The 17,123-nt window shown below is 64.4% G+C and carries 26 protein-coding genes; 25 read left to right on the top strand and 1 reads right to left on the bottom strand.

The genetic code is table 11. The annotated features are described in order from the left end of the window. The first annotated feature begins 16 nt into the window (after window positions 1-16). The 3 genes from B9Y82_RS18715 (at window position 17) to B9Y82_RS18705 (ending at window position 1,612) form a co-directional block, all read left to right on the top strand. Complete coding sequence (locus tag B9Y82_RS18715) at window positions 17-715, top strand: hypothetical protein (protein ID WP_238381643.1); 699 nt, start codon at window positions 17-19, stop codon at window positions 713-715. 97 nt (window positions 716-812) lie between these two features. Then, complete coding sequence (locus tag B9Y82_RS18710; protein ID WP_100474855.1) at window positions 813-1,301, top strand: glycoside hydrolase family 24 protein; 489 nt, start codon at window positions 813-815, stop codon at window positions 1,299-1,301. Beyond that, window positions 1,298-1,612, top strand: coding sequence for a hypothetical protein (locus tag B9Y82_RS18705; protein ID WP_032129818.1), 315 nt, complete (start codon window positions 1,298-1,300; stop codon window positions 1,610-1,612). The genes B9Y82_RS18710 and B9Y82_RS18705 overlap by 4 nt, the downstream gene beginning before the upstream one ends. A gap of 117 nt (window positions 1,613-1,729) precedes the next feature. Here the strand turns inward: B9Y82_RS18705 and B9Y82_RS18700 are convergent, their stop codons facing one another. Then, complete coding sequence (locus B9Y82_RS18700) at window positions 1,730-2,029, bottom strand: hypothetical protein (protein WP_100474854.1); 300 nt, start codon at window positions 2,027-2,029, stop codon at window positions 1,730-1,732. A gap of 75 nt (window positions 2,030-2,104) precedes the next feature. On the opposite strand from B9Y82_RS18700, the gene B9Y82_RS18695 reads away from it, so the two are divergent. The 22 genes from B9Y82_RS18695 (at window position 2,105) to B9Y82_RS18585 (ending at window position 17,053) form a co-directional block, all read left to right on the top strand. Then, window positions 2,105-2,533 carry a hypothetical protein gene (locus B9Y82_RS18695; RefSeq protein ID WP_100474853.1) on the top strand — a complete coding sequence of 143 codons (429 nt, stop codon included), beginning with the start codon at window positions 2,105-2,107 and terminating at the stop codon, window positions 2,531-2,533. Then, window positions 2,509-2,787 carry an Rz1-like lysis system protein LysC gene (gene lysC, locus B9Y82_RS18690; RefSeq protein ID WP_100474852.1) on the top strand — a complete coding sequence of 93 codons (279 nt, stop codon included), beginning with the start codon at window positions 2,509-2,511 and terminating at the stop codon, window positions 2,785-2,787. Before B9Y82_RS18695 ends, lysC begins: the two co-directional genes overlap by 25 nt. A 218-nt stretch (window positions 2,788-3,005) precedes the next feature. Then, window positions 3,006-3,521, top strand: coding sequence for a KilA-N domain-containing protein (locus tag B9Y82_RS18685; protein WP_100474851.1), 516 nt, complete (start codon window positions 3,006-3,008; stop codon window positions 3,519-3,521). A 166-nt stretch (window positions 3,522-3,687) separates the two neighbouring features. Continuing rightward, window positions 3,688-4,050 (top strand): DUF1064 domain-containing protein, encoded by a 363-nt coding sequence (locus tag B9Y82_RS18680; protein ID WP_238381642.1) that lies wholly within the window; start codon window positions 3,688-3,690, stop codon window positions 4,048-4,050. A 174-nt stretch (window positions 4,051-4,224) separates the two neighbouring features. Then, a complete protein-coding gene (locus B9Y82_RS18670) occupies window positions 4,225-4,515 on the top strand; it encodes a hypothetical protein (protein ID WP_100475280.1) in 291 nt (96 codons plus the stop codon). Then, on the top strand, window positions 4,515-4,838 hold the full coding sequence (locus B9Y82_RS18665; protein WP_099553154.1) for an HNH endonuclease: 324 nt from the start codon (window positions 4,515-4,517) through the stop codon (window positions 4,836-4,838). The genes B9Y82_RS18670 and B9Y82_RS18665 overlap by 1 nt, the downstream gene beginning before the upstream one ends. A gap of 152 nt (window positions 4,839-4,990) precedes the next feature. Then, complete coding sequence (locus B9Y82_RS18660) at window positions 4,991-5,368, top strand: hypothetical protein (protein WP_231109154.1); 378 nt, start codon at window positions 4,991-4,993, stop codon at window positions 5,366-5,368. Further along, window positions 5,325-7,205 carry a terminase large subunit gene (locus B9Y82_RS18655; RefSeq protein WP_081275859.1) on the top strand — a complete coding sequence of 627 codons (1,881 nt, stop codon included), beginning with the start codon at window positions 5,325-5,327 and terminating at the stop codon, window positions 7,203-7,205. The genes B9Y82_RS18660 and B9Y82_RS18655 overlap by 44 nt, the downstream gene beginning before the upstream one ends. Before the next feature lie 8 nt (window positions 7,206-7,213). Next, the gene (locus tag B9Y82_RS18650) at window positions 7,214-8,476 is read left to right on the top strand and encodes a phage portal protein (protein ID WP_065186821.1); all 1,263 of its coding nucleotides are present in this window, start codon (window positions 7,214-7,216) and stop codon (window positions 8,474-8,476) included. Next, a complete protein-coding gene (locus B9Y82_RS18645) occupies window positions 8,454-9,296 on the top strand; it encodes a head maturation protease, ClpP-related (RefSeq protein WP_065186822.1) in 843 nt (280 codons plus the stop codon). The genes B9Y82_RS18650 and B9Y82_RS18645 overlap by 23 nt, the downstream gene beginning before the upstream one ends. Window positions 9,297-9,307: 11 nt before the next feature. Further along, window positions 9,308-10,552, top strand: a complete 1,245-nt coding sequence (locus B9Y82_RS18640; protein ID WP_065186823.1) for a phage major capsid protein — start codon at window positions 9,308-9,310, stop codon at window positions 10,550-10,552. Window positions 10,553-10,612: 60 nt separating this feature from the next. Continuing rightward, window positions 10,613-10,879 (top strand): hypothetical protein, encoded by a 267-nt coding sequence (locus tag B9Y82_RS18635; RefSeq protein ID WP_065186824.1) that lies wholly within the window; start codon window positions 10,613-10,615, stop codon window positions 10,877-10,879. A 1-nt stretch (window position 10,880) separates the two neighbouring features. Next, window positions 10,881-11,360: a head-tail connector protein gene (locus B9Y82_RS18630; RefSeq protein WP_100474849.1), complete on the top strand. Its 480-nt coding sequence runs from the start codon at window positions 10,881-10,883 to the stop codon at window positions 11,358-11,360. Further along, window positions 11,357-11,692, top strand: coding sequence for a phage head closure protein (locus B9Y82_RS18625; RefSeq protein ID WP_065186825.1), 336 nt, complete (start codon window positions 11,357-11,359; stop codon window positions 11,690-11,692). Before B9Y82_RS18630 ends, B9Y82_RS18625 begins: the two co-directional genes overlap by 4 nt. A 4-nt stretch (window positions 11,693-11,696) precedes the next feature. Continuing rightward, window positions 11,697-12,188 (top strand): HK97-gp10 family putative phage morphogenesis protein, encoded by a 492-nt coding sequence (locus tag B9Y82_RS18620; protein WP_238381641.1) that lies wholly within the window; start codon window positions 11,697-11,699, stop codon window positions 12,186-12,188. After that, window positions 12,185-12,547, top strand: a complete 363-nt coding sequence (gene gp17 / locus B9Y82_RS18615) for a tail completion protein gp17 (protein ID WP_049450661.1) — start codon at window positions 12,185-12,187, stop codon at window positions 12,545-12,547. The genes B9Y82_RS18620 and gp17 overlap by 4 nt, the downstream gene beginning before the upstream one ends. 78 nt (window positions 12,548-12,625) lie before the next feature. Continuing rightward, on the top strand, window positions 12,626-13,099 hold the full coding sequence (locus tag B9Y82_RS18610; RefSeq protein ID WP_053497212.1) for a phage tail tube protein: 474 nt from the start codon (window positions 12,626-12,628) through the stop codon (window positions 13,097-13,099). 125 nt (window positions 13,100-13,224) lie between these two features. Then, complete coding sequence (locus B9Y82_RS18605; protein ID WP_053497214.1) at window positions 13,225-13,599, top strand: hypothetical protein; 375 nt, start codon at window positions 13,225-13,227, stop codon at window positions 13,597-13,599. 56 nt (window positions 13,600-13,655) lie between these two features. Further along, window positions 13,656-13,892: a hypothetical protein gene (locus B9Y82_RS18600; RefSeq protein ID WP_238381640.1), complete on the top strand. Its 237-nt coding sequence runs from the start codon at window positions 13,656-13,658 to the stop codon at window positions 13,890-13,892. A 2-nt stretch (window positions 13,893-13,894) separates the two neighbouring features. After that, entirely contained in the window at window positions 13,895-15,862 is a 1,968-nt protein-coding gene (locus tag B9Y82_RS18595) for a hypothetical protein (RefSeq protein WP_238381639.1), read from the top strand. A 4-nt stretch (window positions 15,863-15,866) separates the two neighbouring features. Continuing rightward, window positions 15,867-16,628, top strand: coding sequence for a hypothetical protein (locus B9Y82_RS18590; protein ID WP_238381638.1), 762 nt, complete (start codon window positions 15,867-15,869; stop codon window positions 16,626-16,628). A 74-nt stretch (window positions 16,629-16,702) separates the two neighbouring features. Next, window positions 16,703-17,053 (top strand): hypothetical protein, encoded by a 351-nt coding sequence (locus tag B9Y82_RS18585; RefSeq protein WP_065200555.1) that lies wholly within the window; start codon window positions 16,703-16,705, stop codon window positions 17,051-17,053. Window positions 17,054-17,123 lie beyond the last annotated feature (70 nt).

Below are 17,123 nucleotides of genomic sequence, written 5' to 3'. Positions count from 1 at the left end.
GGGAAGGCGCATGGGAATGAACGAGGCACGCGAACTGCTGTCGAGCCGGACGGGACCGAGGGCACTGAGCTTCGACGGAAGCATTGGTGGACCGAGCACTGAGGAAATTCTGGCCGCCCTGGCGTACGTCCCGGCCGGCCTTGGGCGCGAGTTGCTGGAGGCGCTGTGGTGGCCGGAGAGTGGCCAGCGGAGGCGCGAGCAGTTGCGCCAGGCGGTTGTCTCCCTGGTCGCGCCCGAGTTCACCCGCCAGATGCACGCCCTTGCCGATGCCCGGACTGACTACGGCATCGCCAAAGCCAGCATGGGCTGGTGCGGTGGTTCGGTTACCGAGGCGCAGAGGCGGGAGCTGGTCCGTACCGAGAAAGCGCTGGAAGATGCGCGCGCTGCCGCCTGGCCGAACAACACGATGGAGCAGCTTGGGGTGCTGGCCGGGGCGGTGATCGAAGAGATGGCGGGGGCATGCGAGTGTTCCCACTGCGGAGGCAAGAAGGCTCTTCCCAACCCTTCGGTCTCGGGAATCGTGAGCTGCGACAGCTGCGGGGGGAGTGGCTTCGATCCGCTCAGTGGCCGAAAACGTGCGGCCGCTATCGGTGCCGATTGGTCTGCCTACAGCCGTTTCTGGCGACCGGTCTATGAATGGATGCTTTTCAGCTTCCGCGCAGCGGAAGCGCGCGCTGTCAGGCAGTTCAACAAGGCCCTCACCAAAGCCGCATAGCGATGACTTCCTAGGTCATCGGAAAAGGCGGCAATCTTGCCACCATCCAATCGCAAGCCCCGGCCCAGCCGGGGCTTTTTCTTTGCCCGGAGAAGCTATGGCGCAGATCACTCCCCAACAGGCTGGCGGCGTGAACGTCGTGGCCTTCCTCGACATGCTGGCGTGGTCCGAAGGTACGGACAACGGCAAGCAGGCCACCAAGGACCGCGGCTATGACGTGATCGTTGGCGGGCAGTTGTTCAAGAGCTACGCCGACCATCCGCGCGTGGTGGTGGATCTGCCGCGGCTGAAGATCCAGTCCACTGCAGCCGGCCGCTACCAGCTGCTGCGCCGCTACTACGACGCCTACAAGAAGACGCTCGGCCTGAAGGATTTCTCGCCGCTGAGCCAGGACTTGATCGCGCTGCAGCAGATCCGGGAGCGCCGCGCGCTGCCGCTGATCCAGGCGGGCGAGATCGAGGAAGCCATCAAGGCCGTCCGCAAGATCTGGGCGAGCCTGCCAGGCGCCGGCTACGGCCAGCACGAACACAAGCTGGCCGACCTGCTGGCGGTTTACCGCAAGGCCGGCGGGACGGTGGCGCCATGATCGGGGTCGACGTGGATTGGCAGGCAATCGGCACCGCCGTCGGCGGCCTGATGGTTGGGGCTGGCGGTGTGGCGCTGTGGTGGCGCAAGCAGTTCGTAGAGACAGCCAGGGAAGGGGCCGAGGTCAACGTGATCCAGCTGATGCGCGAGGAAGTGACACGGCTGGGCGAACGGGTTGGCCGCATGGAGGCCAGGGAGCTGCGGCTCATCCGTCACATCTACCGGCTCGAAGGGCTGATGCGTGCGGCCGGCTTGGAGCCGCCGCCGTTTGACCCGGACAGCGACACGATCAGAGCAGGAGGTTCGGAATGAACGACAAATGGAATCCGCGCCTGTGGCTGCGGGACTGGTTGAATAAGCCTTCGAAGGCAGAAAGGAGGGCCAAAGATACTCATTCGGCCCTCATGGATCTATGCAAAGAGACGAGCCTTACGGATCCCATCCGACAGTTGCTGAAATGACCTTTTCAGCTTTGTCGCGCATAGCGGCATATTTGGCTTTGCCGATGGCGTGTGCGGATGAGGCGGAATCGCCTTCAAGTGACTCAGCGGCCTTGTAGAAGAGGTTCTCCTCTTCCTTCATCAAGTGGTCGATAGCGATCCGGAACTTGTGAGGCTCTGGATGCGTGGTAATCAGCGCGGATAGCAACAGCTCGAGTGCGCGTTGTTTCCCTTGGGCCTCAAATCCTGTCAAGAAGCTCTTCTCGTCAAAACCAACAATCTCAGTCATTTCGCCCTCCTTGGGCTGTGTCGGTAGCACGCACAGCGTACCCCAGGGAGGGCGACCCATTTATGTAGGTGCCCAATGCTGGACCCACTACGCCCTTACGCCGACCTGCTCAAGCTGCTGGCGGTCCTGGCGCTGGTCGGCGGCTTGTTCGTTACGGGCTGCCAGCACGGCAGCGACCACCAGGCTGCCAAGGATCAGGAAACCATCGCCAAGGCCGACAACGCGCGCGCTGCCGCAGAGGCTGACGCTGCAGAGAACCTTCGTGCGGCCAACGCCTGCGGCCTCCTGCTGGAGGACGTGAACCGGCAGACGCAGGCATCGATCGATGCTGCCGCGCGTCAGAGGGCGGCAGCCGATGAAGCTGCGCGCCAGGCGGAAGCGGCGGCAGCCGAGAGCAAGCGCCGAGCCGACAAGGCTGAGCAGGCGCTGCAGGCCGCCAAGAGCAAGCCGGCATGCCGGTCCCAACTGGAGATGGCCCTATGCGCCGACATACCGCTGCTTTGATGCTGGTCGCTGCGCTGCCGCTGTGCGGGTTTGGCAGCTGCAGCAAGGCTGCCAAACCGGACATTCCCAAGGTGGTGTACGTCACGGTGGAGAAGCCGGTGGCGCCGCCCGCTGCGTTGACCCGGCAGTGCCCGATCACTCGGGCACAGGATCGGACCGTTGAACAGGTGGTGTCCGCCTACAACGCCAACATTCTGAGCCTGCAGCAGTGCAACAAGCAGCTGGGCGAGATCCGGCAGTTGCAGGCTGATTGAAGCGCGAATCGCGCCTATCACATCTGCGGCAGAAAGTCTTTGAAACTGGTTACCAAGACATTGGAACCAGTGAAGTCAAACCTAACGAGGCCCCGTCTGGATGTGACCCAGCGGGGCCTCAGCGTTTCAGCGCGGCCTAGGTTCGCTACCGAACGTCCGTCGTCCTGCCCGATGGGCTGGCCGCGCTTCCTGTTCAGGCAGATCCAGAAGGAGCAGGTATGTCCAACATCATCAACCTCGACTTCAAGGGGAGTGCCGTTCGCTTTACCGACGACGGCTGGTTCCATGCAACGTCGGCCGCCGATCGCTTCGGTAAGCGTCTGCAGAACTACCTGGACAACGTGGACACCAAGGAATACATGGCAGCGCTCTGTGTAGCCCTAAATCACTCCAAAGAGAGTGATTTAATCCGGGCGACCCGAGGCAGGGCCGGTGGCACTTGGTTCCACCCGAAGCTGGCGGTTCACTTCGCGCGCTGGCTGAGCACCGAGTTCGCAGTCTGGTGCGACCTCCAGATCGACGAACTGCTGCGCACTGGCCAGCGGCGGGCTATGACGGTCTGGCAGCAGCTCCAAGCCGCCCAGGTGGCGGAGAAGGACTCGGCTGCCAAGGGCTCCTATGGTTCGCGCCTGATGAACGACCGTAAGCGCGAGAAGGCTGGGCTGCAGCGGGAGTTGGCCAGGCTGGAGGCACAGGTGGTCATCCCGCTGTTCCCGAACGAGGCCGCGGCATGAATTGGATTGAGGGATTGGTGTGCATCGCGGCCATCATCGGCCTGTGCGTCATCGTGGATGCCGTCTGCGCCACGGTACGGTACTGGTGCGGGGAGCGACAGCGGCGCTACTACCCGATGCCGGCGCCGCCGGAACGCAGCCCGACCGCTCCACCAGGAGAGGAATAATGGCCGGCCAGGTTGGAGCAGGGCGCCGTATGCTGGCGCTGGGAAGGCTTAAGGCGGGAGCGCTCAACAAGACTGAAGCCGCCTATGCCGAGCGCCTGCGCGCGCTGGAGGCATCTGGCCAGATCCTCTGGCATAAGTTCGAGGGCATGAAGCTGCGCTTGGCTGACAACACGTTTTACACCCCGGACTTTGCAGTCATGGCTGCCGACGGCGTCATGGAGTGCCACGAGGTGAAGGGCCACTGGCAGGACGATGCCAGGGCCAAGATCAAGATTGCCGCGGCCATGTACCCGTTCCGCTTTATCGCGGTGAAGGTCAGGCGCAAGCGCGACGGCGGTGGCTGGGAAGTGGAGGAATTCTGATGCACGCGACAGTGACTGCGTCGGTCCGCCTGCGCTGGTGGCTGCGCTGGTGGCTGCGGTGGTATCTGGCTGCCGTGGTGTGGTTTGCCCGGGCCACGGGCATGGAACCGGACTGGGAGCGGGTCGAGTGGTGGATACGCCGCGGCCTGGTACTGCGAACGACGAGGGATGGTGATGGACGCTGCACGGATTGAAGAGGTGGCGGCTGCCCTGACCGCTGAGCAAGCGGCGCGCGCTGGTGCTGATGCTGCCCTGTCAGCGCTCATCGAAGGCAGCACCGACAGCCGCATCGACCGACTGGTCGGGATCATCGAGCAGCAGGGCAAGCAGATCGCCGAGCTGGCAATGCACGTTGGCCTGCTCGTGCAGGCGGTGGCGCAGCTGCTGGGCGAGGAGGCCGGTGCACCGGTGCAGGATGAAGATGCCGAGCCTGAGCGCGTCGACCTGGACGGGAAGCCCTACTGATGAGCGCCCGAGGGCTGGCAGGTAACCGGCAGGCCAAACGCGCCTTGCCGACGAACAGCCGAGCTTGGCGCGCGCTGCGAGAGACCATTCTGGTTCGGGACCTGTACCGATGCCAGGAACATGGCTGCGGTGTTCTCTGCACCGGGCGCGGCCAAGCCCACGTCGACCACGTGGATGGTGACCCCAACAACAACGCCCCGGAGAACCTGCGGACGATGTGCATCAGCTGCCATAGCCGGAAGACGGCCCGCGAGGACGGCGGCTTTGGGAACGCCCAGCAGGTGGTTGTGGGGTGCGACGCCGACGGTTGGCCGATCAAGTAGGCCAACAGCGCCGGCGCGGGGTTATCCACAGAAAGCTGAATGAAAAGGGGAGGGGGGGCTCAAAAGTTTGGGCCGATCGCCCGGCGATACGAGCGCCCCCCGTTCTTCGCGCATCCACAGTTGGAAAGACGACCCCCCGACCGGGGCAGAAAATGGCAAATCCAAGGACACCAGCCGCAAAAGCAGCAGTTTCTGGCGCAGCGGCCAAGAACCCAAAACGGCACAAGGACCGCAAGACGCCGAAAAAGGCCAAGGCGGTCGGGCCTCCCTACAAGGGGATGACGAAACCGCAGATCGCGGTTTGGCGTGAGCAGGTCGAAAACATGCCGTGGCTGCATGCCGGCCACCGGCTATTGCTGCGCCAGGTCTGCATCTTGGCGGCTCGGATGGAGACCGACCCAGAGATGGGGGTTTCGGCCCTCCAGGCGCTGGGCTCCCTGCTTTCCAAGCTCGGCGCAACGCCGGTTGACGAGACAAAAGTGAATCATGGCGGCGAAGAGGACGAAGACCCCGACGACAAGCTCTTCTGATCGCACTTCGGCCTATGCGCTGGCCGTGGTAGCAGGTGAGATCGTGGCCGGTCCCCATGTGCGAAATGCATGCCGCCGGCACCTTAAGGACCTGCAAGACGGTCACGAGCGCGGCCTCTACTTCGACCAAGCTGCGGCGCAAAGGGTTTTTGAGTACTTCGAGACGATTCTGAAGCTCTCCGAGGGCCAGTTCGAGGGCCGCTCTTTTGAGCTGCACCCCTCGCAGGCATTCATTCTCGGATCGCTGTTTGGCTGGAAGAAGGCGGACGGCAACCGGCGATTCCGTCGCGCCTATATCGAGATGGGCAAGGGCAACGGAAAGTCGCCCATGGCCGGCGGCATTGGTTTGTATGGGATGACCTCCGACGGGGAGGCTGGCGCGCAGATCTACGCCGCGGCCGCGAAGAAGGAGCAGGCCGGAATCCTGTTCGCCGACGCGGTGAAGATGGTTAAGGCGTCAAAGGCGCTGATGAAGCGTCTGGAGTTCTCCGGCGGCGAGGGGCGCGAGTACAACATCGCTCACCACAAGAGCGGCAGCTTCTTCCGGCCGGTTTCGCGGGACACCGGGCGAACAGGCTCCGGTCCTCGCCCGTACTTCGTGCTTGCCGACGAAGTCCACGAGCTGCCCGACCGGCGCGCCATCGAGATGCTGGAGCGCGGCTTCAAGTTCCGGCGACAGCCGTTGCTGTTCATGATCACCAACTCGGGCAGCGACCGAAACAGTGTTGCCTGGGAGGAGCACGAGCACGCGGTGAAAGTGGCGGCTGGGCATACCGAGGCGGTCAACGATCCGACCTTTGTCGGTGAGCCGCTGGACGATCGCACTTTCAGTTACGTGTGCGCGCTCGATGATGGCGACGACCCACTGGAGGATCCGACCTGCTGGGCCAAAGCGAACCCGTTGCTCGGGATCACGATCACGGAGGAGACGCTGCGGGACATTGTTCACCAAGCGAAGGCGATTCCCGGCCAGTTGAACGGCGTGCTGCGCCTGCACTTCTGCGTCTGGACCGATGCTGAAACTGCATGGATGACCCGCGCGACGCTGGAGCCGGCATTGGCCGACTTCGAGATTGCCGAACACCACGGAAAGCCGGTGTATGGCGGGCTCGATCTGTCGCAGGTGCGCGATCTGACCGCTGCGGCGTTCGTCGTCCAAACCGGCAGCTTGCCGATCACCGTCATGGTGGAGGGCGAGGAGCGCGTGGTCGAGAAGCCGACGTTTGATGCTTGGATTGAGGCATGGACGCCCGGCGACACGGTGGACGCACGCCAGCTGAAGGACAAGTTGCCCTACCGGACGTGGATCGAGGCTGGCCACTTGCACGCGCCGAAGGGCAAGACGATCAGCTTCCGACATGTGGCTCAGACGCTGGCCGACTACGACCAGGGCTACTCCATTCAGCTGATGGCCTATGACCGGTATGTGTTCCGCCGCTTCGAGGACGATGCCAAACAGATTGGCCTTTCGCTGACCTTCGCCGAGCACCCGCAGGGCGGCACCAGGAAGGGCAAGCCGCTAGAGGCCGCAGCCGAGGCCGCCAAAGCAGCAGGGCAGCCGGTGCCAGAGGGCATGTGGATGCCCGGCTCGCTCAACCTGTTGGAAGAGGCCCTCTTGGAGGGCCGGATCCGACTGAAGAAGAACCCGGTCCTCGTTTCAGCGCTCATGTCGGCGGTGATCGAAACCGACAAATGGGATAACCGCTGGCTCTCCAAAGAGCGGTCCATCAACAAGATCGATCCCGCCGTCGCACTGTGCATGGCTATTGGTGCAGCGCACGCGAGCTTTGTCCGCTCAGCTTCTGTGTACGAGAAGCGCGGGATCCGGTTTCTATAGGGAAAACCATGTCCAGGTTCAATGAAGAAGACCTGAAGTCGCTGGACCGGCTCTGGAATCCGCCGCCGGCGGCGCCACCCAGCGCACGCGCTGAGGCCGGCCAGTTCACGGGAATGAATGACCCGGCTTTGCTGGAGTTCATCCGATCACAGGGCGGCCACGGCGGCGGTGGCTACCAGCTGCGCAACATGGCGGTGCTGAGGTGCCTGTCCCTGATCTGCGGGACCATTGGCATGCTGCCGCTGAACCTGGTTGAGTCGGGCGGGAAGAAGCGGATAGCGGTTGAGCATCCCGCGCACCGCCTGCTGAAGATCAAGCCGAACCCGTGGCAGACACCACTGGAGTTCAAGCGGCAGATGGAGCTGGCCCGGCAGCGGCACGGGGACGCCTACGCGCGGATCGTTTGGTCAGCAGGCCGGCCAATCCACCTGATCCCGCTGGACTCCCTCGCGGTGCGGGCTGAGCTGGGCGACGATTGGCGGATGATCTACCGGTTCAACAGCAAGAAGCGCGGCGAGGTGATCCTCAAGCAGGAGGAAGTGCTGCACATCCGCGATCTATCCGTGGACGGCGTGACAAGCCTCTCCAGGATGAAGCTGGCAGATCGGGCCATCCGCCTGGCGCTTGATGCGGAACAGGCGGCGAGCCGGATCTTTGAAACCGGCAACATGGCTGGCGGTGCCATCGAGGTGCCCAATGCGCTCAGCGACGTGGCCTACGAGCGCATGCGCACGTCCCTCGACACCGAGTATGCCGGCGCCGCCGCGGCGCAGCGCTGGATGCTGCTGGAGGAGAACGCCAAGGCCAACAAGTTTGGCAGCACCGCGCAAGAGGCCCAGCACGTCGAGAACCGCAGCGCACAGGTGGAGGAAGTGGCCAGGCTCTATGGCGTTCCCCGCCCGCTGCTGTTCCTGAGCGACACCAGCTGGGGCACAGGCATCGAGCAGCTGGGCATCTTCTTCCTGCAGTTCACGATGCTGGAGCACTTCACCAACTGGGAGCAGGCGGTCGCGCGATCGCTGATCGATGAGCGGGACCTGGAGCGCTACCAGCCGAAGTTCAACGTGCGGGCGCTGATGCGCGGCACGCTCAAGGATCAGGCCGAGTTCTTTAAGGCGGCTCTGGGTGCGGGCGGCAGCCAGCCATTCCACACTGCGAACGAGGTCCGTGACCTGCTGGATTACCCCGAATCGGATCAGCCCGGGGCCAATGACCTGATGAACCCCATGACACAGAAGGGAAAGAGCAATGAGCCTCCGGCAGCTGCCTGAAATCCGTGCCGAGCGTCGGCTCGGCGCCGCCCAGTTCGACATGCGCCCTGACGCGCTCGAACGCTGGGAGCCTGAAGTACGCGCCGCCGGCAACGACGCGAACAGCATCTCGATCTATGACTCGATCGGCGAGAACTGGGAGGGGACCGGCGTAACCGCCAAGCGGATCAGCGCCGCGCTTCGTGCCATCGGCGCGAAAGACGTGGTGGTGAACATCAACTCGCCCGGCGGCGACTTCTTCGAGGGAGTTGCGATCTACAACCTGCTGCGCGAGCACCAGGGCAGAGTGACCGTCCAGGTGATGGGCCTGGCCGCGTCAGCAGCGTCGGTGATCGCGATGGCCGGTGACGAGATCCTGATGGGCGACGGGTCGTTCCTGATGATCCACAACGCTTGGGCGGTGGCCATCGGCAATCGGCACGACATGGCCGACGCGGCAAAGCTGCTGGAGCCCTTCGACGCAGCCATGGCAAAGGTCTACGCGGCCCGCTCGGGTGTCACCGCGGCCGAAGCGGCCCGGATGATGGACGAAGAGACCTGGATCGGCGCCGCCCAGGCGGTAGAGGACGGCTTCGCCGATGGCTTGCTGGACGGAGCTGCCGCTACCAAGGATGCCAAGCAAGCATCGGGTGGACGCAAGGCCCTGGCCTTGGTCGAGGCGGCGATGGCCAAGGCAGGCCACTCCCGCTCCATGCGGCGCGACACCCTGAAATCGCTGTTCAACGGCAAGCCGAGCGCTGCCGGGTCCGCCACGCCGAGCGCTGGCGGCAACGAAACCTCGGCCCTGCTGCAGGGCCTTCTCGACAACATCAAAGCCTAAGAGGCCAACACATGACCAAGATGACCCATGGCCGCGTCCCGCGCGGCCTCGTTTCCGTGCACGCCGATGGCGGCAGCCAGCCCGACGTGAAGGTGCTGGTGGAGTCGCTGAACAAGGCATTCGCCGACTTCAAGGCCGAGCACACCAAGCAGCTGGAAGAGATCAAGAAGGGTAGCGCCGATGCATTGCAGGCCCTGAAGGTCGACAACATCAATGCTGACATTACCCGCCTGCAGGCCGCGGTCGACCAGGCCAACACCCAGATGGCCGCGTTCCAGATGGGTGGCGGTGCGGGCGGTGAACGGCTGGCCGATGCGGAATACAGCACTGCCTTCTCGGCGCACTTCCGCAAGGGCGACGTGCAGGCGGCGCTGAACAAGGGCGTGGCTGAAGAGGGCGGCTATCTGGCTCCGGTGGAATGGGATCGCACCATCACCGACCGGCTCGTCATCCTGTCGGACATGCGCCAGCTGGCCAACGTGGTGCCCTGCTCGGGCGCTGGCCTGACCAAGCTGTACAACATGGGCGGCACGGCGTCCGGCTGGGTCGGCGAAGAAGATGCTCGCCCGCAGACCGCTGGCCCGCAGTTCAAGTCGCTGGGCTTCGGCTGGGGCGAAATCTACGCCAATCCGGCCGCCACCCAGCAGCTGCTGGATGATTCGGAGATCGACCTGGAAGCATGGCTGGCTGGTGAGGTGGATACCGAGTTCGCCCGGCAGGAGGGCGTCGGCTTCTTCGCTGGCGACGGCGTGAACAAGCCGTTCGGCATCCTCACTTACGTGGAGGGTGGTGCCAATGCGGCCAAGCACCCGTTCGGCGCCATCAAGGCGGTGAACAGCGGGGCGGCGGCAGCGATCACTGCCGACGGCATCATCGACCTGGTGTACGACTTGCCATCGGCCTTCACCGCCAATGCGCGCTTCGCCATGAACCGCAAGACCCAGGGCGCCGTGCGCAAGCTGAAGGATGCCCAGGACAACTACCTGTGGCAGCCGTCGCTGATCGCCGGCCAGCCTGCCACCCTGGCCGGCTTCCCCGTGCAGGATGTGGCGGCGACCCCGGATGTGGCCGCCAACGCTGTCGCAGCACTGTTCGGTGACTTCAAGCAGACCTACACCGTCTACGACCGCAAGGGTGTGCGCGTGCTGCGCGATCCGTTCACCAACAAGCCCTACGTGCAGTTCTACACCACCAAGCGTGTGGGCGGCGGTGTGCACAACCCGGAGCCGATGCGAGCCCTCAAGATCGCCGAGTAATCGGCCCAGGGAACAGCGGAACCTGGGGCGGCTTCGGCCGCCCCTTCACTGGGAGAAGCTATGAGCAAGCTCACGAAGCCGTTTCGCGGTGTACGCGACGGCGAGATTTACCCGACTGATTTCACCGTCGGGGATGAATGCCCGCCCGAACTGGAAGCAGGTGCCCGGGCCTTGGGTGCGTTGTCAGAGGACAAGTCTTCGGCTGGACCGGAATCGGATGAGAAGCCGGCGCTGATAGCCAAGCTCGAGGCCGCCGGCATCCCGTTCGACAAGCGCTGGGGGGCGGAGAAGCTGGCCGCGGCTCTGGCTGAAGGGAAGAAGGACTGACATGCCCATCGTCTCACTCGCACAGGCCCGCTCGCATGTGCGAGTTGAGGCCGATTACCCCGAGGAACAGCTGCAGGCCGCCATTGCCGGCGCGCAGGATGCAGCGCAGGCATACCTCAATCGGCGGATCTACGAGGACGCCGACGCCTTGGCTCTGGCAAGGCGAAGCTACCCAGCCGTAATGCAGGCCGCCGCGCTTGCAAAAAGCCAGGCGCTGGCAGATGCGGCGTTCATTGAGGATGGGGACGAGCGCACCGCCGCGATACGGCTGGCGGTTGTCGCCCATCGCGAGGCGACAGTAGAGGCGGAGGCCTGCATCCACGGCGTTGTTGCGAATCCGAGCATCTTCTCTGCCATCCTGCTGACGCTCGGTCACCTCTACGCGAACCGCACTGATGTGATCGTGGGGGCTCAGGCGGTCGAGCTACCCAACGGTGCCAAGAGCCTGCTGCGCCCATACCGAAGGGTGATGATGCCATGACGCTTCTAGATGGCGATCTGCAGCACCGAATCCGCTTCGAGCGCAAGACCGAAACGCGCGACCCGCTGGGCGGCCCAGGTAAGCCGGTGTGGGTCGAGGTTGTGAGTGTGTGGGCCAAGGCCACCAACAATCTTGCGGCAACGACAGAGGCGGTCGCCGCCGGTGCCGAGCGCTACCGGGAGCAGGTTCGGTTCGATATCCGCCCGCGTGACGTTGATCCTCAGTGGCGGATCGTGTTCCGTGGCCGTGTCTTCGATATCAAGAGCATCGCACCCAGCAACGACCGCAGCGAGATGGCGATCATCGCCGTAGCGGGGTTGACCAATGTCTGAGCAGGTGAAGATCGACGGTCTGGACGGCCTCCTGCGTTCACTACGGGCCGCTCCCAAGGCGATTCAAGGGCGAGCCGTGCAAGCCGGTATGCGCAAGGGCGGCAACGTCATCCGCGACGACGCCCGGCGGCGGGCTCCGAGAGCATCGGGGTTCATGGCCTCGCAGATCGTCACCCGCCGGGCCAACACCAAAAGCCGGCAGCGGGCAGGTGTGGGCCAAAGCGGCGAGTACTTCACGGTTGGGGTTAAGACCGGTCGTCGCCGCAAGTACGCCAACACCAAGCGGAACCGGCGCCGTGGCCGCGTCGGGAAGGTCTATGAGGAGGCGGGCTGGGCCTATTACTGGCGCTTCAAGGAATTCGGCACCAGAAAGATGAGGGCCGAGCCGTTCCTCACGCCGGCAGGCGAGGCCAAAGGGCCGGAGGCGGCGCAGGTAATCATCAATGAAGCCTGGGCGGCGCTCGACAAGCAGCTCAAGAAGGATGGCTGGCGATGATGGTTCCCCTGATCCAGTCCCTGCTGCAGGGTGATGCAGCGGTTCGGCACGTGCTGGGCGACCCGATCCGGTTGTGGCCGGGAACCGCGCCACAGGATGCAGCACTGCCCTACGCGACGTGGGAGGTGGTCGGCGGATCGCCCACCGCGATGCTGTCCGATGCGCCGCCGGCCGACGGCTGGCGAGTCCGATTAACCGTGTGGGGCAAAGCCATGACGCAGGCCAACGGCGCGGCCGTCGCCATCCGCGACGCGATCGAGCGCGTGGGCAGCATCGAGTCTTACAACCCGACGCCTGACAGCGACGGCACGGACGCCTTTGGCATCTCCTTCGACGCCAGGCTCCTGCAACTGCGCTGAACCACACAACGGCAAACCACTGGCCCCGCAAGGGGCCTTTTTCATGCCCGGCGACGGGCGCAACACAAGGAAACCCTTATGGGACAGGTAATCAAGTCGAAGCACTCGCAGCTGTTCGTCGCCATCGCCGCGGCCGAGGTCATCAAGGTGACCCGCCTGCGTTCGGTCGGCTTCCCCGATGGCCAGGCATCGGAGATCGATATCTCCGACTACGACGACGACTGGGACCAGTTCGTCGCCGGCCGCAAGCAGACCGGCAGCACCAGCATCGAGATCATCTACGACAGCGTCGACCACGAGAAGCTGGAAGAGCTGCACGAGACCGGTGCCGTGGTGAATTGGCTGGTGACCGCGCCGCTGTCGGAAACCGAGGGTGTGGCCAAGCCGACCGCCGTTGCCGGCAAGATCACCCCGCCGGACACCGTGCTGTCCAAGCAGTTCGACGGCTTCGTGCAGAACTTCGCGGTGACCAGCCAGGACAACGATGTGTGGAAGGCGACGATCACCATCCGCGGTTCCGGCGCCGTCACCACGCACCGCCCGACGCCGTAAGGCTGCGGCAACGGCGCACACCCAGGCCCGCTCCGGCGGGCCATCTCTCTGACGGGGCGCGCGGATCCTCCGCGTGTTAGCCGTGCGCGGCCCGCGCGCCCTGTCGCCATTCAAGGAAACGGCCAATGAGCAAGACCAGCGAAACCACCCAAACCCAGCCGCAGCAGCCCGTGAGCATCCTGCAGTCGTTCACCAACCTGGGCATGTTCGCCTCCAAGGACGTTCGTGCCGACACGATCACCTTGCCCAACGGTGCCAAGGCGCAGTTCCATGTTCGCGAGCTGCCGGATGCGGAGTTCCGCAAGCTGTGGGGCGAAGGCGACCGCGCCAAGCTGATCGCAGCGACCATCTGCGACGAGGACGGCAAGCCCGTCATGAATGTGGAGCAGGCCGCCCAGCTCAAGCCGCTGGTTGCCGCTGAGCTGCAGCGTGTGGCTATGAAGCATTCCGGCTTCGGCGAGGATGCTGCCCAAGCCCAGGCCGACGCGGGAAACGGCTAAGGCAGCGCGGTGAGGACTGGTTCTGGAAGGTCCTCGCCGGCCACCTGCATCGCACGGTGTCTGAGCTGCAGGCGAGCATGTCGCGCCGGGAGTTCTTGGAATGGTGGGAGTTCCATAAGCGGAATCCCATCGACCCGGTAAGCCTGCACATCAAGCCCGCTGCCTTCGCCGCGTACATCACCGCCTCACACAGCCAGGGCGGCACCAAGCGCTCCTTCCAGGAGTACTTGGAAACCCTCGCGCCGCGTTCCGAGGAGGACGAGGCGCAGGACTGGTTCGATCGACTGGGATGACCATGACCAACACCTTCGGGCGCTTTGCTGCCCTCCCCATCGGCCCTCTGCTCGCTGCGCGCGACGGAGGGCTCACGCTCGCCACGACGAGCGCGGCCGACCTCAACCGCATGGCACGGTCGGACATAGCGCAAAGTGCCGGCACGGTGGGCGCAGAGTTCGCCCTATGGGGTGAGGACGATATGTCGGCGGTGGTAGGCATCGTCAACGGCGCGGCATCGTTGGCCGGCTATCCGGGCTCAGATGCCGGCGGAATCGGCTGGAACCTTGCTGGGGGAAGGGTGATCGCCAATGGCAGCGCGGTCGCGGTAGGGCTTCCATTCGTTGGCCGAGGGGATACCGCTGGCGTACTGGTGGAAATCGGAATTCCGAACCGCCTTAAGCTGTACCGCAACGGTGAACTTGTCCACGAGCGGGATTTCACGTTGGCCGGGCCACTGCACTTCGCCGCTGCACTCGCCGCAACCAAGGCCGGCGGGCTGTCCCTGGTGGTCAATGCGGGTCAATGGGGCGCACGGAGCCCTGCCGCCGCCGCTGGTTGGTACACCCCAGGACCTGCCGCCGATGTGGTGCGCCTCGCCGACGCTGACTGGCTCACGGCCCCGGGCGATACACCTGCGAACGTTCGCTTCGAGGGGTTGGTTGCCGAGGGCCTGACCCTTGTTAGCGAGATCAGCTTCTGGCCGTGGGGAGGCGAATCCCTGATCCAGACCAGTGCCGCGGAATGCTTGGTGCTGGATGCTGAGGGGCTTCTGGACGGACTGGCACAAGGCGGTGTGTCTGGATTGCCGGTACAGATCCGAACTGGTCCGGAAGACGGCATGCTCAATGACACGGTGCCTGTGTTTCGCTTCGCGGTGGATCGCATCGAGATCAACGACGACGGCAGTAAGACGTTGCACTTCAAAGACGCCCACGATGATCTTGACGGGACGATCAACCGTGGGGTCTTCCTGCCCAACATTCCCGCACTCGCCTGGAAGCCGCAGCCAGTGGTAATTGGGGCTGTTGCCAGCGTACCCGCCATGGGGGCCAACTCAGATGCCACGGCCATGTTTGTGGCTGATGCGCCGATCTATGCGGACACGGTGATGGACCGAGGCGACACATTGGAGCCTGGAACGTTCAGCGTCTCGCCGGATGGGCAGCAATTGCTGATGAAATCGCCACCGGTAACCCCTGTGGTGGCAGACCTGTCCAGCATCGGCCCGGGGCAGCAACCTGCCACACTGCGGCAGGCTATGGCCGATATCATGGGAAGGCTGGGCAAGACAGCATGGGTAGCGGCTGATTGTGCAGCGATCGATGGCGAAACCGGGTATGCCGGCATTGGCTACTACGCCGGCAGCGCGGTCACCGGTCGAGATGCAATGAACGCGATCCTCCCCAGCTACGGCGCGGGTTGCTACCAGGATCCGAGCGGGCCGCTACGATTCACGCGGGTGATTGCGCCGGAGACCTCCGGGGCAGCGCCAGCGTTTGATCTGAGCGAGGCGGACATGGCTGAAGACCTGCTCTGTGTCCCCGATGACGCGCCGAATCTGACCCGCCGGATGGCGTATCGGCCGAACGCCCAGGCGCTGTCGGCATCGGACCTGGTGACAGACGTAGTGGATGTGCCTCAATGGCGCCGCGACGAACTGGTGGGCCTGTTCAGGGCGCAGGTATATGGAGCCGGGGCGCTCCATCCTCACTATCGCAGAGCTGACGCAGCCGACCCGGTCGTGTCGCTGTTCTGGCGCTCGGTGGACGCACAAGCAGAGATCGACCGCGTAGTGGGCATCTACCGCGACCAACGCTTCTTCTATCAGGTCACCGTCCGGGGCGATCAACAGTTGGCCCCGCTTCCGGGACAGATTGGCCGGCTGACTTACAGCCGTTATGGCCTGGCCGACGGTAAGCCGGTGTTGGTGCGGCGCGTGGAGCGCAACCCTGCCACGGGGGACGTGGTGCTTACCCTGTGGGGATGATGACGTGTTGATTGGATATGGCATGCCGGCGGTGGAAACCGTCACCCTCACCGGCGGAACGTGGCTGTCGGCGGACCAGGGCTCGGCGCTCTTCGATGGTAAGCCGGGGCGAGCGTCGCGGATGCGGCGCACCAGTTCGCTGGCGATCACGATCACTCTGGCCGAGGCTGTTGTGCCGGGGATCATCGCGGTTCTCGGCCTCAACATCCCGCCCGGCGTGCAGGTGAGCGCGGCCGGCGCCAGCGGCACCACGGTGCGACTGCCCGACGGGAGTGTCTGCGCATGGCTGTTTCCGAAGGCCGATGCCCTGGTTTCGACCGTGTCCGTCGAGTTCGCGACAACCGCGACGAACGTGGACGTGGGCGAGATCGCGATCTTCCGGGCAGTCGAGGTGGGCATCAGCGACGGCTGGGCGGTGGCCACAATCGACACCAGCGTCCACACCCGTACCAAGGGTTCGCAGGTCAACACGGTTGCTGGACGTCTGTACCGCCGGCTGACTTGCACCCTGTCTGGTCGGGCGACGGCTGCCGTGCGCGGCGGTGGACTGGGCGGGACCGATTGGGAGACGGTGGCCGCTGCGATCGCGGGACGCCGGCGATCCTGCGTTGTGCCGCAGTACCGGGACATGATCAGCAAGGCGTTTGACCCGCTGCTGGCGGCGCGGTCGGCGCTCTACGGCTACCCGACGCAGCTGCCGTCGGCGGAGAACATCAGCCGGCAGTACTTCACCGGATACATGGAATTCGAAGAGGTTCCCGCGTAGCTGTTTGTTGAGGCCCTAAGAGAGTGCGAGAATCGGCGTGGAAGACTGACACGGGGATCGCAATGAGAAATCCAATGGCTTTGACAGCGGCTGCCGTCGTGCTGGCCTCGGGGATGCTCCTTGCCTCCTGTGGCGGCACGTCGCCAGAGCAACGCGCCTACCGCGAGGCGAGCAAGAATTGCCAGCAATGGGTCAAAGAGTCGGCCAAGAACCCATCCTCGGCGAAGATCCCGCAACCGGCCTCGGTCCGCAGCGCCAGCGGTCAGATCATCGTCCAGTGGGGGCATGGTGAGGGGCTGACGCTGATGAACGGTTTCGGCGCAAACGTCGACGCCACCGCGCGATGCACCATGTCGTTGGATGGCCACTTTCTGAAGGAGCTGGTGATCAACGACGAAGTGATCCGAAGATCGTCCTCCGACTGAGCGATCGTCAACAGAAGCCGCCCAATGGGGCGGCTTTTTTGTACCCATCTCGGCCCGCCATGTGCGGGCT

Source organism: Stenotrophomonas maltophilia (assembly GCF_002799155.1).
Lineage (GTDB): Bacteria > Pseudomonadota > Gammaproteobacteria > Xanthomonadales > Xanthomonadaceae > Stenotrophomonas > Stenotrophomonas maltophilia_R.
The sequence above is the reverse complement of the archived record's forward strand: the minus strand, read 5'-3'. Positions and strand labels throughout refer to the sequence as shown.